A 1,078-nucleotide genomic window follows, 5' to 3' on the forward strand; every position below is an offset into this window, starting at 1 on the left:
GCTTGGGTAAATCCCGTCAGGGAATTCGTCAGGCTGAGTCGGGTGGTGCTGTTTTCGAGAACCGAAGCGGAGCGGACGTTTGAGTCCGTGAGCATCGGAAGCGCAGAAAACGGCGCCAGACGGCCAGCCTCACGAATTCAGTGATGGGATTTCAGGCGCAGACGCGGTTGCGGCCCTGCCTCTTCGCCTCGTAAAGCTGGCGGTCGGCGCGGCGATAGAACTCTTCCGCTGTTTCCTTGCGGTCCCAGACGGCGAGCCCGACGCTGGTGGTGATCTTGAGGCGGACATTGCCCGACAGCACCGACATGTTGGCGATCGCCTTGCGGATGCGCTCGGCAAACTTGCCCAGAAGCTCGGCGTCCATGTTGGGCGTGACCACGGCGAACTCCTCGCCGCCCAATCGCGCCACCACATCGTGGTAGCGCGTCATGTCCTTGAGACAGTTCGCGACGGCCTTGAGCACTTCGTCGCCGACGTCATGGCCGTGGGTGTCGTTGACCTGCTTGAAATGGTCGAGATCGAGGATCATCAGCCCGACGGGCTTTTCGATGCGCCGGAACTCCTCGAGATACTCCTTCAGCGCATCATCGAAATAGCGCCGGTTCTGCATGCCGGTCAGGCCATCGGTCAGCGCCGCATGCTCGAATGTTTCCGAGCGCGCGCTGAGCGAGACCGTCATGGCGCGCAGCTTGCCTTCCTCCATCGCCTGTTTGCGGATCAGCGGATAGATGAAGAAGATGCCGAAGAACAGCGCGGTGGCCAGGAGCACGCCGGTCGCGAACAAGAGCTTGTTGAGATAGATGACCTTGTCCAGACCCGAAGCCGTATGCAACTCGTCGGCGAAGGATTGCAGAAGTCCGTAAGCATGCAGCGTCACCAGGCCGGCGGCCAGGATCACGAATATAAAGACGAAAAATGCTGATTCCGCCTTGTGGAAACGCATCTGCTCCCCGTTGGAAAAGTGCCCACTGATCTTATGGCATGGGCGGGCTTACGGAGGGTTAATTTGGACAACCACCACGGGAACCGTTCCTTGCAGGTAAACTTTTCAGGTTGTATCGGAAGCAAGCGCTGAGAT

Annotated in this window: 1 protein-coding gene; it reads right to left on the reverse strand. The window is 59.3% G+C overall.

All coding sequences use genetic code 11. The features are described 5' to 3' along the window. Nucleotides 1–151: 151 nt before the first annotated feature. Complete coding sequence (locus EN939_RS35405; protein WP_127271965.1) at nt 152–943, reverse strand: GGDEF domain-containing protein; 792 nt, start codon at nt 941–943, stop codon at nt 152–154. Nucleotides 944–1,078 lie beyond the last annotated feature (135 nt).

The sequence above is a fragment of the Mesorhizobium sp. M7A.F.Ca.CA.002.05.1.1 genome (genome assembly GCF_003998335.1).
Taxonomy (GTDB): domain Bacteria; phylum Pseudomonadota; class Alphaproteobacteria; order Rhizobiales; family Rhizobiaceae; genus Mesorhizobium.